General features: G+C 56.3%; 14 protein-coding genes. 10 read left to right on the top strand and 4 right to left on the bottom strand.

Going from position 1 to position 12527, the window contains the following annotated elements; all coding sequences use genetic code 11:
• Nucleotides 1–84: 84 nt before the first annotated feature.
• The 3 genes from AC2IBB_RS17540 to AC2IBB_RS17530 all read left to right on the top strand — a co-directional run bounded on the left by AC2IBB_RS17540 (nucleotide 85) and on the right by AC2IBB_RS17530 (nucleotide 1521).
• A complete protein-coding gene (locus AC2IBB_RS17540; protein WP_486328062.1) occupies nucleotides 85–480 on the top strand; it encodes a CesT family type III secretion system chaperone in 396 nt (131 codons plus the stop codon).
• Between the two features lie 107 nt (nucleotides 481–587).
• Complete coding sequence (locus AC2IBB_RS17535) at nucleotides 588–953, top strand: hypothetical protein (RefSeq protein WP_486328061.1); 366 nt, start codon at nucleotides 588–590, stop codon at nucleotides 951–953.
• Nucleotides 954–1167: 214 nt separating this feature from the next.
• Complete coding sequence (locus AC2IBB_RS17530) at nucleotides 1168–1521, top strand: hypothetical protein (protein ID WP_486328060.1); 354 nt, start codon at nucleotides 1168–1170, stop codon at nucleotides 1519–1521.
• A gap of 160 nt (nucleotides 1522–1681) precedes the next feature.
• Here AC2IBB_RS17530 and AC2IBB_RS17525 read toward each other — a convergent pair whose 3' ends face one another.
• Nucleotides 1682–1915, bottom strand: coding sequence for a hypothetical protein (locus tag AC2IBB_RS17525; RefSeq protein WP_486328059.1), 234 nt, complete (start codon nucleotides 1913–1915; stop codon nucleotides 1682–1684).
• Between the two features lie 198 nt (nucleotides 1916–2113).
• Nucleotides 2114–2335 carry a hypothetical protein gene (locus AC2IBB_RS17520; RefSeq protein WP_216739886.1) on the bottom strand — a complete coding sequence of 74 codons (222 nt, stop codon included), beginning with the start codon at nucleotides 2333–2335 and terminating at the stop codon, nucleotides 2114–2116.
• Nucleotides 2336–2777: 442 nt separating this feature from the next.
• On the opposite strand from AC2IBB_RS17520, the gene AC2IBB_RS17515 reads away from it, so the two are divergent.
• The 7 genes from AC2IBB_RS17515 to AC2IBB_RS17485 all read left to right on the top strand — a co-directional run bounded on the left by AC2IBB_RS17515 (nucleotide 2778) and on the right by AC2IBB_RS17485 (nucleotide 9617).
• Nucleotides 2778–4016 (top strand): ABC transporter substrate-binding protein, encoded by a 1239-nt coding sequence (locus AC2IBB_RS17515; RefSeq protein ID WP_486328058.1) that lies wholly within the window; start codon nucleotides 2778–2780, stop codon nucleotides 4014–4016.
• Nucleotides 4017–4161: 145 nt separating this feature from the next.
• Nucleotides 4162–5028, top strand: coding sequence for a carbohydrate ABC transporter permease (locus tag AC2IBB_RS17510; RefSeq protein ID WP_486328057.1), 867 nt, complete (start codon nucleotides 4162–4164; stop codon nucleotides 5026–5028).
• The gene (locus AC2IBB_RS17505) at nucleotides 5025–5918 is read left to right on the top strand and encodes a carbohydrate ABC transporter permease (RefSeq protein WP_486328056.1); all 894 of its coding nucleotides are present in this window, start codon (nucleotides 5025–5027) and stop codon (nucleotides 5916–5918) included. Before AC2IBB_RS17510 ends, AC2IBB_RS17505 begins: the two co-directional genes overlap by 4 nt.
• 11 nt (nucleotides 5919–5929) lie before the next feature.
• On the top strand, nucleotides 5930–7045 hold the full coding sequence (locus AC2IBB_RS17500; RefSeq protein WP_486328055.1) for an ABC transporter ATP-binding protein: 1116 nt from the start codon (nucleotides 5930–5932) through the stop codon (nucleotides 7043–7045).
• Entirely contained in the window at nucleotides 7035–7847 is an 813-nt protein-coding gene (locus AC2IBB_RS17495) for an MBL fold metallo-hydrolase (RefSeq protein WP_486328054.1), read from the top strand. Before AC2IBB_RS17500 ends, AC2IBB_RS17495 begins: the two co-directional genes overlap by 11 nt.
• A complete protein-coding gene (locus tag AC2IBB_RS17490) occupies nucleotides 7828–8610 on the top strand; it encodes an inositol monophosphatase family protein (protein ID WP_486328053.1) in 783 nt (260 codons plus the stop codon). Before AC2IBB_RS17495 ends, AC2IBB_RS17490 begins: the two co-directional genes overlap by 20 nt.
• Nucleotides 8610–9617, top strand: coding sequence for a LacI family DNA-binding transcriptional regulator (locus AC2IBB_RS17485; protein ID WP_486333972.1), 1008 nt, complete (start codon nucleotides 8610–8612; stop codon nucleotides 9615–9617). Before AC2IBB_RS17490 ends, AC2IBB_RS17485 begins: the two co-directional genes overlap by 1 nt.
• Before the next feature lie 67 nt (nucleotides 9618–9684).
• Here the strand turns inward: AC2IBB_RS17485 and AC2IBB_RS17480 are convergent, their stop codons facing one another.
• Nucleotides 9685–11169 carry a ricin-type beta-trefoil lectin domain protein gene (locus AC2IBB_RS17480; RefSeq protein ID WP_486328052.1) on the bottom strand — a complete coding sequence of 495 codons (1485 nt, stop codon included), beginning with the start codon at nucleotides 11167–11169 and terminating at the stop codon, nucleotides 9685–9687.
• A 257-nt stretch (nucleotides 11170–11426) separates the two neighbouring features.
• The gene (locus tag AC2IBB_RS17475; RefSeq protein ID WP_486328051.1) at nucleotides 11427–12455 is read right to left on the bottom strand and encodes an aldo/keto reductase; all 1029 of its coding nucleotides are present in this window, start codon (nucleotides 12453–12455) and stop codon (nucleotides 11427–11429) included.
• Nucleotides 12456–12527 lie beyond the last annotated feature (72 nt).

Genomic DNA, 12527 nt, shown 5'->3' with positions numbered 1-12527 from the left:
AAAACAGAACCAACTCTGAACAACCTCCGACGCCTCAAGGCGTCTGGAGCAGGATACTTACGCCTTAAATTCAAGGAGACGCCCATGCACACCTACAATCAGTTCGAAAGCCTGTTATTCCGCTTCTGCCAACGCCACCAGATCGCCATGATCCGGCCGGACGCCAATCTGCATTATGTGGTGTATATCGATAATCTGGCGGTGCGCTGCTTTTCCCAAAGCGGGCGCATCTATCTGCAAATTGATATGGAAGAACTGCCGGGAGCAGGGCCGGACCACACCCAAACCGGCAAACACCTGATGCAACAGTCGCTACTGGACAGCCTGCAAACCTCCAGCGTAGTCGCACTGGACGAACAAAACCGCGTCATCCTGTTCCAGACACTCCCCCTGGACGACTGCCAGCTACACGACCTCGAAACCGCCATGGAAACCCTTGTTAATCAGGCGGAAGCTTATGGGGGGATACTGGGGAGTTGATGAGTTTGGGTGCGATGACGAGAGCTGTGCTATAACGGAATTCAGTAGTAGGAGTCTTGGTCTCAGCAACTATCAACCATAGAAAAAGCATAATAGGAGAGGGCTAGATGCAAGAAGATCTATTTTTAAGCCTTATAAAAAGTAAATTTGGTGGCGATATTGAAGATTTGAAGTTCGAAAAGGGCAGCTGGTATGACAAGGGAAACGGTAAAAATAATTTAAGTCCGAGGGATCGTTTGCTTCTTATATTTAAGAGGCGTCATTCGCACCCCAAGCTTGATGCGAAAATTAAGATAGAAATAGGAAAATTTATTAATGAACTGGAAGCATTACCGTATGATGCGGACTTATTTTACTGGTCATGCATAAGAAGTGGAGAAACGTTATTTGGATGGGCATCTAAGGATAAAGTTATATATTATGCTGTCGGTGAAAAAATACCTCCAGAAATCATTCCCGTTCATAAAGATTAGATACCTAAAATCGGCGCTTCTCGGGAGACTGTTTATCCATCCGCTCCAGAAAGGTTTTTCGGCGAGCCTTACCCTTCCTATTCTGATATTCTGCTTCGGAGAAATTCATCTGTTCCATGAAGGACTTCCTGATGGAGAAAACTATTTTTTATAAGCAATATAAGGTGGTTAATAATCCGCCTAAATTGTTGGGTGAGTGTTGGAGTGAGTGACAATGAATGATAGAGAAAGCGTGCTGATTTCGTTTTCAAATAATACTTATTCAGAAATTCATATTCTCAAAGACTTTATTGAAGAGCTTTTTGACAAGCGAGAGGCTCTTCTGACGCATGACTGTTTTGTCTCACATAACATGTTCTGTGTCCATAAGAGTGATGGCGGATACAGCCCTAGAATAGAAATTGTCCAGCTGAATGTATATAAGTATGTGTTAGTGGGAAAAGTGATTGTAGTTAAAAAGGAGGAGGATGGGATTGTGTATAAACAAATAGAAGAGCTTGTCGCGCCAGTGGAAAAGGGGCTCGATATGTTTGACTATTTAATGGCGGTTTTTAAAAGATACGGCTAAGGTTGTGTGTTTTTTTCAAAAGCTTTTCCTCGGGGAGAAATCACGCTGCGTAGTGAATAAATGGCCGCATCCTCCCGTCATAAGAGGCATAAATATCGCGCTCTGTTTGTTTTAGACCAGGCCGAAGAATACTCATTGGGCCATATACTGGTCAAAGATGTTAAACACTTCGGTAAGTGTCTATTATGGTTCCTCCACCTGAAATAACTTCAATGTGTCCACAGTTATGATAAGACTCCAGCATTAGAGTTAATTCGTTTTTAACTGCGTCAGGAATGGACTCTAAAATTGATTTGTCTTGGTTGGCTACTACTAAATCCATTACTTCCAAAACTGTATCAACCACACCCAGCCTGTGACTATTAAACTGATCCAATATGTCATCTAAGGCCACTCTGTACTTTTCCTACTTTTGATAAACCGGGACGGTATATTCTTTAGGCTAACCCGCTCTGCATATTTTTTCCTATATTCCAGGAAATAGCTCTGCTTTAGCTTTTCTTAATCCTCCATGTAGACTGCTTGCCGTGGACTTCTGATGTGAGGCTTCAAATTAGCCAACCCTGAAAGCGTTTAGCCAAATCTTATAGCACTATCCCTTCCACTCAACTACCCATTGAGACTCTTCGAAGTACTTTTTCAGCGACGCCATGTTTTCCACCCAACCGTCGTGACCATCTTCAAATGACTCTTTCGCTGAGGTGATGATCAGGTAGCCGCCTGTATTCTCAGTATCATCAAGCACCTTCACGAATAAGCCCGCGTCATCTCCAGCTAATATCTTTCCTACAGTACTTAGCTTGATCGTTTCCATAGAGCTATCAGCCCACAAAAGGTATGTGATTATTGAGTGTAGGTGGGTTAAACCCGGTTTATAGGTTTCAGGATGTAGTGCGTGCGATTTGGTTGGCGCATGGCTATCAGATAAGGAACCCGTGTTGCGTTAGTGTACGCTGGGGAACGCCAGAAGAATATGTCCCTGTTTAGTAGGGAGCATGGATGGGCCGAAACAAACTCCCTTCGTCCAAAATCAACCATCTCAACCCCATCTTGCACGCGCGTGCACTATAAACCTTCAATCTGCCTTCACCTTGTTGTCATCTGGCGGACGCACACTGCATTTCGTGAGCGCCGCCACGTCTTATCAGCCTGTTACGGGTTCTGCGCCCGCAGCGAAAAAACTCTGCACGCGAGTGCAAGCTGCGGGGCGGTCGCCGGGAAAAACTGACATACATCGTTATAACAAGGGGTCCATCATGTTGAGTAGAAGTGCATTATCGCTGGCGCTGAACGCGTCTCTGACACTGAGCGCCGCCGGGGCGACTGCGGCGGATCTGGTGATCGCCGGACGCGACGGTATTTACGGTCAGGCCCTGGAGGCCACCGTTGCGCGTTATAAGGACACCCACCCCGACATGGATATCGAATTACTGAAGCTGCCTTATGGCAGTCTCTATGAAAAGCTAGTGATCTCCCTGCGTGAGAAGTCTGGCGCTTACGATCTGGTGTTGCTGGACGATACCTGGGCCACAGAGTTCATGGGCAACGGCTGGCTGGCGAATCTGGAAGAGCAGGGCAAGATCACCGGCGATTTCATCGCCGCCACTTTGGACATTTCCCGCTATCCCGTGGCGCAAGGGCCGGCTTATTCACTGCCTATCGTCGGCAACGTGGCCATGTTCGCTTACAACCAGGCGCTGTTTGATCAATACGGCCTGAGCAAACCCGCCAACTGGGATGCGGTGAAAGTCGCCGCCAAAACTATTTCCGCCAAAAACCCGGACACCAGCGGCGTGGTGTTTCGTGGCCAGAAAGGCAACCCCATCGTCACCGGCTTTTTACCTCTGTTCTGGGCCCATGGCGGCGTCATCGTCGATGACAGCGGACAGCCCCAGGTGAACTCCAACCAAGGCGTGCAGGCGCTGGAGTCGTTTCTGGAGCTGAAGCAGTACGCGCCCAAGGGCATCGAAGTCTATAACTCCACGGAAGTCCGCGACGCCATCCAGCAGCGCAAGGCGGCCATCGCCATTGAAGTCTGGCCTTCCTGGGCGCCGTCCATGGATGACCCCAGCCAGTCCAAAGTGGTGCAGGAAATGCAGGTCATGGCGGCGCCGGGTCAGGTGAATGGTTCTTCTCCCATGCTGGGCGTCTGGCAGATGGGCGTGACCGCGGACGCCAAACATGACAAGGCCGCCAGAGACTTTCTCCACTACATGACCAGCGCGGAAAACCAGAAAACCCTGGCGCTGGAGCTGGGCTTGCCGCCGACACGCCGCAGCGTGTATATCGATAAAAACGTCGTAGCGAAATACCGCTGGTATCCCAATCAGCTGGAAGCGTTGGAGCACGGCAAAGCGCGTCCCCGCATCAAACAGTGGAACGAAGTGGAGAGCATCCTGGGCGATTACCTGCAACTGGCGATGATCGGACAGATGGACGCCCGCACCGCATTGGATCAGGCCAATCGCAAGATCGACCGGGCGCTGAAGCGGTAACCCATCCAGTTCTGACTTTTCACTATTAATCAGGCAGACAAATAGCTTCCTTCTATTTGTCTGCAACGACATGGCCTGCACATGTCAGAACATAACACCGGGCGGCGCGGGTTCTGACTGCGCCGCCGCTTTCACGGAGAGATGAATGCTGTATCGTTCCCGCCTGCAGTTACTCCTGCTGATGTCGCCCGCCACGCTTCTGCTGGCGGCGTTGACCCTGTATCCCATCAGTCAGATTCTGATCAATGCGTTTTCCTATGTGGATTATGTCGGCGCCGAGCGTCAGTTCGTCGGTCTGGACAACTTCGTGGAGTTGTCGGAAGACTGGTTTTTCGCCGGCGCCATCAAGAACTCCTTGAGTTTCTCGGTGCTGGCGTCGCTGCTGCAGGTCGGCCTCGGATTGGCTCTGGCGGTGCTGTTCGACCGTCAGTTCGCCGGACGCCGTTTTGCGCTGCCGGTGATCATCTATCCGATGATGCTGTCGACCCTGGTGTGTTCCGCCATCTGGCGCGCCTGGTATCACTATGACTTCGGCTTTTTGAACAATGCGCTGCTCAGCCTGGGGCTGGAGCCTGTGCAATGGCTGTTTGATCCGGACATGGCGCTGTTTTCTGTGATGCTGGTGGATATCTGGCAATGGACGCCGATGGCGTTCCTCATCATTCTCGCCGGCCTGCAATCCATTCCGGCGGATATCAAGGACGCGGCGCTGACCGATGGCGCGCGCGGCTGGCGACGGTTTCGTCATATCACCTTGCCGCTGATCATGCCGCAGGTGCTGCTGGCGTTGCTGCTCAGATCCATCGACACCTTCAAGCTGTTCGATAAAGTCTACGCCCTGACCGGCGGCGGGCCGGGGAACAGCACGGAAACCCTGTCGCTGTTTATCTACAAACAAGGCTTCAAGTTTTTTAATCTCGGTCTGGCGTCCGCCGCGGCGCTGCTGATGCTGACCATCGCCTGCGCGTTGAGTGCGGTGTATGCGTGGCGCTATGTGGGAGCTAAGTCATGAGTGCGATCAAGCAAACCTCCGTCCCGGTTTTTTCTGATTCCGTTGCGGCGCCTTTCTCCGACGTCTCGCGACTGTCTGCGCGAACTCTGGGGTTTTACCTTGCTCTGGGCGTGGCGTTGACGTTTTTTGCGCTGCCGATTGTGTGGATGGCGGGCATCGCTTTCACTCCGTCCGGGGAGTACGTCAGCGACAGTCTGAGTCTGCTGCCGGCGCATCCGACCCTGACGCATTTCGAAGCCTTATGGCGCGATGGGTTTCCCGGACGTCTGGCGAATACGCTGATCGTCGCCGTGGGCGCCACCTTGCTGGCCTTGTCGCTGGGCTTTCTGGCCAGTTATGCGTTAGTGCGTTTTAGTTTTCCCCGCCGTCTGGATCACGCTTTTCTGCTATTGGTGCTGGTGATCAAGATGATGCCGCCAATTGTGGTGGCGATCCCGCTGTTTCAATTGCTGAAAGGCCTGGGATTGCTGGACAGCAAGCTGGGTCTGATTCTGGTGTATCAGGTCTACACCCTGCCGTTTTGCATCTGGATGCTGCTGAGTTTTGTGCGCGACGTGCCCCTGAGTCTGGAAGAAGCGGCCAGTCTGGAAGGCGCCGGATTGCTGCGCCGCCTGTGGCATATCGTGCTGCCCCTGTGCGGCCCGGGACTGGCGGCGACCTTTATTTTCACCCTGATCATGGCCTGGAACGAGTTCCTGTTCGCCTTGCTGTATCTGTCTACGCCCAGTCACTTCACCTTGCCCCTGTACGTGTCTAATTTCATCACCGAAAACGAGACTTTCTGGGGGCAACTGATGGGGATTGGCCTGCTGTCTTCTTTACCCATGCTGTTGATGGCGGGATATGTTCAACGTTACTTACTGCGTGGCTTCGCCATGCAAATGAAATAGGAATTTCGCTGATGGCTTCCGTCACATTGCAATACCTGGGCAAGCAATACAAAGAACAGACCGTACTGCGGGATATCAACTTACAGGTCAGAGACGGCGAGTTTCTGGTATTAGTGGGGCCTTCCGGCTGCGGCAAATCCACGCTGCTGCGCATGATCGCAGGGCTGGAGACCGTCTCCGGCGGCGATATCCGGATCGGCGAGCGTCGGGTCAATCAACTGGACCCGGTAGACCGGGGCATCGCCATGGTGTTTCAGTCCTATGCGTTGTATCCCCATATGACCGTGTGGGACAACATGGCGTTCGGCCTGAAGATGGCCGGCGTCGCCAAACCGGAGCGGGAGCAGCGCATTCAACAGGCGGTGGAATTGCTGCAATTGCAGGCGTTGACGCAACGTAAACCGGCGGAGCTGTCCGGCGGTCAGCGTCAGCGCGTGGCCATCGGACGCGCGATCGTGCGCAAGCCGGAGGTGTTCCTGTTTGATGAACCGCTGTCCAACCTGGACGCCAAGTTGCGGGACCAGATGCGGGTGCAACTGTCCGAACTGCACCACCGTCTGGGCTCCACCATGATCTACGTCACCCATGACCAGAAAGAAGCCATGACCATGGCGGACCGCATCGTGGTGATGCGCAATGGCGTCATTGAACAGGTGGGCACGCCGCTGGAGTTGTACCATCAGCCCGCCAACCGTTTTGTCGCGGAGTTTATCGGCTCTCCGGCCATGAACTTTCTGCCTGTGCGCGTGGCGGCGCTGAACGCCCGCCATCTGTCTTTAGAATTGCCCTGGGGGCAGACGATGCAGATTGACGCGTCCAGGTTTGGTCCAAAAACCGGGATGTCTGGCCTGCAAGCCGACGCGCAACTGGCGCTGGGCGTGCGTGCTCAGGGCCTGGTTATCGACGACAGTAGCGACCTGCGCATGCAGGTGGACGTAGTGGAGGAGTTGGGCAATATCGCCTATGTGCACGGGCGTATTCAGACCCATCGCCTGATCATGGAAACCCCTTGCGCGCCCCGCGCCGGAGCCGAAGTGGGCGTCAGATTAAAGCCGGATATGCTGCATTTGTTTGACGAGCAGGGGATAAGTCTGGCCTCGCAGATGGAGCGCGCCCATGCTGCTTGAGATTATTGGAACCGGTGAAGCCTACGACCGTTTTCGGGTGAACGCCGCGGTACTGGTGCAGGAACAGGACTTCCGCCTGCTGATCGATTGCGGACCAACGGTGCCCCAGGCGCTGTGGCGGCGTCAGTTGGCGGCGGACGCTATCGACGCGATCTATCTGACCCACATTCATCCGGATCACGCCTCCGGTTTGACCGCGCTGTTGAATCAATGGGCTTCCGCCGGTCGGCGTCGGGACTTGCAGATACTCTGTCAGCCTGAGCAGCAGGCTCATCTGGAATGGATGTCCGCTTACGCAGCCTGGCCGCAGCGACTGCCATTCATTATTCACTGGCGCGACGCCGGCCAAACCGCGGAAATAGGTCCCTGGACGCTGCAAACAGCGCCGACCCAGCACAGCATCAGCAATCTGGCGTTGCGCCTGGAGCAAAAAGGTCCTGTTTCCCATCCTGCGGGCTCTCTGTTTTACAGCGGAGACGGTCGTCCGACCGCCGCAAGCGCCAGCTTGATGCGGGGATGCGTGATGGCCATGCAGGAGTGTTTTTCTCCTTTGGAGCAGGGCGAGGGCAGCCATCACGGCGATTTGCCCGGCTGCCTGCGCCAATTGCAAAGCGCCCGTCCTCGCCACTTGTTGCTGTATCACATTGAAGACGGCCAGCATAACGCAGTGGCCGAAGCCATCCGACCTCGCGTCGATGTGTCGGTGGCGGAGGACGGGGAGCGCTGGTGTTGCATCACCGGCGCGCCACTGAACGCGCGATTAGATCAGCAAGGAGAACGCTATGCAGCGGGAGCAGGCTGAAGCCATATTGCGGGAGGCCGGCGATCTGACGCTGGCCTTTTTCCGCCGCCGCGAGTCTCTGCGGGTGGAGCGAAAAGCCCGTCAGGATCTGGTCTCGGAGGCGGATCGGGAAGTGGAAAGCCTTATTCGGCGGCGTATTCAGGCGGCCTGTCCCCGAGACCGGCTGCTCGGCGAAGAATTTGGTCTGACGACATCCCCTCAGGACGCGGACGCCAGTATCTGGGTGATTGATCCTATCGACGGCACCACCAATTTTCTGCGCGGCATCCCGGATTTCGCCATCACCCTGTGCCGGGTGCGCGACGGCGCGCCCGATATCGGATTGATTTACCACCCGGTGCACCAGGAAATGCTCTTCGCCGCCCGCGGTCAGGGCGCCTGGCGCAACGGCGTGCGTCACCAGATCGAATCGACGCCGGTGACTCTGGATAGCGCCGTGCTGGGTCTGGGCTACAACCTCAGGCCAGGCAACGCGCAGCGGGCCATCGCCATGATGCGCAGCTGGACCGAGGCGGGTTGCGTTACGCGGCAGACGGGCTCGGCGGCGGTAGGCATCAGTCAGGCGATATTGGGAAGAACTGACGGTTTCTACGAGCCTCAGCTGAACAGTTGGGACGCCCTGGCGGGACAGTTGATCGCAACCGAGGCGGGCTTACGCAGTTCCACGTTTCTGTGCGGAGAGCGTTTGACCCGGGGCGGACCAGTATGGATCGCCCGACCGGAACTGTTTGATCTGGTCAGGGAAGAGGAGACCGCCTGGTGATGCAGGACAAACGCATTACATCCGATGATGTGGCGAGATTGGCGGGAGTGTCACGCTCCGCCGTTTCCCGCACCTTTACCCCTGGCGCCAGCGTGTCGGAAACGACGCGCAATAGCGTCATCGCCGCCGCCAGGAAACTTGGGTACCGTCCCAACGCCCTGGCGCGTTCACTCACCGGACAACAGAGCGGTCTGGTGGCGGTGGTGATGGCGGAATTCGCCAATCCCTATGAATCCCAGGTGTTTTACGCGCTGACACAAGCGCTGCAAAAGCTGGATAAGGTTTCCATGCTGGTGACGCCGGATGAATCTGGCGACATCAACAACTCATTGCAGTTGGTGGGCGCCTATCAGGTGGACAGCGCGATCATCGCCGCGGGTTCTTTGTCGTTACAGGCCACGCAGATCTGTCTGACCATGGGCATTCCCTCAGTGCTGATGGGGCGCGACGATCCTTTCGGTAAAATCTGCTCGGTGCAGACTGACAATCGCATGGCCGGCCGCCTGGCGGCGGAGCATCTGACGGCCTGCGGCGCGCGTCGTCCCGCTTATATCGGCGGACGCCCGGACGGACAAGCCTCGCAGGAACGCAAAGACGGCTTCTTTGACAGCCTGCGCAGCCAGGGGATTGAGCCGCTGGGCCATTGCGACAACCCGGATTACAGCTATCAAAGCGGTTATCAGAGCGCCCTGACGTTAATGCAGCGCCGCCCCGATATCGACAGCCTCTTTTGCGCCTGCGACGCCTTGGCTTTCGGCGCCATGGACGCCGTACGCCAGCAACTGGGCCGCAAGACGCCGCAAGATATCCAGTTTGTCGGCGCGGACAACGTGCCCATGGCGGAATGGCCGGGGTATCAACTGACCACCATCAGCCAGCCGGTGGACTTATTGGCGCAGGCGGTGATGGAAAACCTGGAGATCATTCTGACCCAGGGCCAGGCCATGGCCCGCTCCCGCCGCGTCGCCCCCTGGCTGGTGTCGCGGGCGACCACTCGTAATGCTTGATGGCTTGTTGCGAGTTAAAAAGCCCCGCTGAAACCGTTCAGAAGGGCTTATTCGCAGTCAGTCAGGGCTAAAAAGACGTTTGCGGCCAGTCGGATACGGATTCCAGATAGAATTTCTGGTTGCCTCCGCCGCTGCAGCGCCAGATTTGCCACTGTTCTGAGGATTCCGCGGTTCCGCCGGGGATATCCATGCAATGGCTGCCGTTGTTGTTCAGGTTCTGGAAGGCGCCGGATTCGGTGATGCGCCATTTCTCGGAACTGCTGCCGTCGCAATCCCACAGGTGCATTTTATCGCCGTTGTCCGCCGAGCCGGTGTTGAAGTCAACGCAGTAGCGGTTGTCGCCTTTGGGGCGTAGCTGGCCTTCTGCGGTGTACACGAACTTCTGGTTATCTCCGGTGCCGCAGGCCCAGGACAGCAGGTCGCTGCCATTGCCGTACTGCGCCTTATCGACATCCATGCAGTATTCCGGCCTCACCTTGGGTTTGATTTTGAAGTACCCCGGCAAGCCCCGGCGCTGGCCGACCAGAGGAATAGAGCTGGCGGTCCAGGTTGGCGTGGAGGAGGGCGCAGCGAGGTCCCAGCTGATCACGGAGACGCCGTGGGCCACCGCCAGCCAGGCGCTTTCGTAGGAGGTATTGGAGAAATCGCCGGCGGCGCCCCACAGATGCATGATCTGTTTATATTGAGCCGCGCGGTTGGCTGTGAGCTGATAATGGTCGCCGGCTTTCACGTTGCCGCAGAAAAAGTAGGTCGAATGCTCGGCGGACATGGAATCAATGGCTCCAGAGAATTCGTCCGCGTCGGCGGTGTCGATGTCTGGACACAGAAAGGTGGACTGAGCGCCGAAACGGTTCATCAGCGCCGTCTCCATACGTCCGTTAACGTCGCCGATAAAGCCCCCGGTCAACACCACGATCAGTTTGCCTTTCAGCTCCGAGACCTTCGGCCAGCCCACGTTTTTCAAAGTGTTGCGATAGTTGGACTGGAAATGTGGATTAAGGCGGTTGATCAGGTCCTGATACTGGTAAAAGCGTCCGCCGAGGCGGCTGTTCAGATAATTGCCGATGAATTCGTCGAGCTGCTCCACTTCCGAGGCGTACCAGGCGTTCAGCGGGTCCCAACTGGCCTTCATGTCGACGAACAGAACCAGCGGCATGGCGTTGGGGTGGCCGTTCATCCAGCTCACCACGTCGTCCAGGCAATGACCAAGCTGGTCGTCGCTGCCTGCGCTGCAGTTCTGATTTCCAGGTGAGGCGCTGTGGGAGACGTAGGGACCTTTATCCCAACTTTCCCAGTCGCCGCGGTCGATGACATCCAGCTCCAGGGTGCGATAGCCGCGCTCAAGCCACTCGCTTAAACGACTCCCGTGTTCGAAGCTGTTGTGAGGTTGCACGTAGTACAGCTCGTCGAAGCGATGGTTGTCATTGGCGGTTTTCGCCTGAAAAGGCGGATAAAAGGTTTCGCCGGCGTTGGCGCCTGTGCTGAATCCGAATGACAGCATGGCGGAGCAAACGGCGGCCAGGACAGCGGGCGTTTTCCATTTGAATAACATGCGATATCTCAACTCTGCTCAAATTCCGGCCGAGCGCCGCCCAGGCTTGCAGTGGATAGACTGAAAACCTCGTCAGCGCGAAACGCGGAATGTGGGTGATATCCGGAGTCGGGAAGCGGACGCCTCTCGACTCCGGCGTTTGCAGTGGCCGCCACGGTTTCATCTTGGAAAAAACAAATGACAGCGCAGTGAAGCGGAGTTGAAGGTTATTCGTGCATGGGCGTGCAACGGGATGGCGGTCGACGCCGCACGGATGACTAGGCGGCGGCGCGGTCTCTTTCCTGACGGCGACGCAGATCGGCATGAGTCAGCGCAGGCGGCGTGTAAGGCGCATGCAGAGGCCCGATGTCGGTTCCCGGCGCGACGATGGCGTCAACCTGATCAAGAATGTCGTTGCTCAAGGTCACTTCCGCTCCAGCGAGCAGATCGTCAAGTTGCGCCATGGTGCGCGGCCCGAGATTCGCCGCGGTGACGCCGGGGTGGGCGATGGCGAAGGCCATGGCGAGATGCGTCAGGGATAGCCCCGCCTCCTGGGCCAGAGCGGAAAGGCGTTCAATGGCGTCGAGCTTGCCCGCATCCGCGAAGTAGGCCGGGTTAAATTTCACGCGCTCGCTCTCGGTCTGCGCACCCTTGCGGTAGCGCCCGGTGAGCATGCCCATGGCCAGGGGACTCCAGACCATGACGCCCATGCCGTATTTTTCGCAGGCAGGCAGCACTTCCCTTTCAATGCTGCGATTGAGAATCGAGTAGGAAGGCTGCTCCACGCGAAAACGCGCCAGTCCGCGGCGTTCCGCCACCCATTGCGCCTCGACGATTTCTGCGGCGGGAAAGGCGGATGTCCCGATAGCGCGGATTTTGCCGGCGCGCATCAGGTCGGTCAGGGTGGCCAGGGTTTCCTCAATGTCGGTGTCCGGGGCGGGGCGGTGAATCATGTAGAGGTCGATGTGGTCCGTTTGCAGGCGGCGCAGGGAGTCTTCCAGAGCGCGGGTCAGCCAGCGTCGGGAGTTGCCTTGTTGATTGGGGTCCTGTCCCATCGGCAGATGCGCTTTGGTGGCCAGCACTACATTGTCGCGTCGCCCTTTAAGCGCCTTGCCGACAATCTCCTCGGATTCGCCCTGGCTGTAAAAGTCCGCCGTATCGACAAAATTGACGCCGGCGTCCAGGGCCTTATGGATGATGCGGATCGCTTCGTCATGATCGGCGTTGCCCACCGCGCCGAACATCATCGCCCCCAGACAATAGGGGCTCACTTTAATGCCGGTTCTTCCTAAGGTGCGGTATTTCATGTGCTTTTCTCCTGGTTAGTCATCAAGACGATCGCCTTTCGGCGGTTGTTTACTCCCTCTATGCGGAATAAA

The organism is Hahella sp. NS-SX17 (genome assembly GCF_057367735.1).
Note: the sequence above shows the minus strand (reverse complement) of the source record. Positions and strands in the feature narration are given on the sequence as shown.